Source organism: Kitasatospora sp. SC0581 (assembly GCF_048159585.1).
Classification (GTDB): domain Bacteria; phylum Actinomycetota; class Actinomycetes; order Streptomycetales; family Streptomycetaceae; genus Kitasatospora.
This window is the reverse complement of sequence record NZ_JBLRWA010000233.1, coordinates 1-365: the sequence shown is the minus strand read 5'-3', so window position 1 is coordinate 365 and position 365 is coordinate 1. Positions and strand designations below refer to the sequence as shown.

Annotated in this window: 1 protein-coding gene; it reads right to left on the bottom strand. The window is 32.1% G+C overall.

From position 1 onward, the window contains the following. Nucleotides 1-244 (bottom strand): AAA family ATPase (locus ACLWS4_RS37920; protein ID WP_416876565.1); only part of this gene is annotated, 244 nt, incomplete at its 3' end. Nucleotides 245-365 lie beyond the last annotated feature (121 nt).

Genomic DNA, 365 nt, shown 5'->3' with positions numbered 1-365 from the left:
TGCTGAATACAGGGCCGTAATGAAATAACAAATTGTAAAATTGAATATTTTGTTCCATTGTTAATTCTTCATAAAATACAGGAGAGTCTCCAACAAATACTCTACGCTTGCGAATGTCTGCAAAACTTAGCTTTTCACCAAAAAACCGCAACTCATAAGACAGATGAGGATCGTCTATAATATTTGCAATGATTTTCAGCAAAGTAGTCTTTCCTGAACCGTTTTTTCCATATAATCTTACAATACTGTTTTGATCTATCTCGATATTTACGTTATTAAATAACCTGGGTTGATTTTCATAACCATAAGTTAAATGCTATATTGATATCCTTTCCATATCTATTTCACTTCCGTTCATACATGTG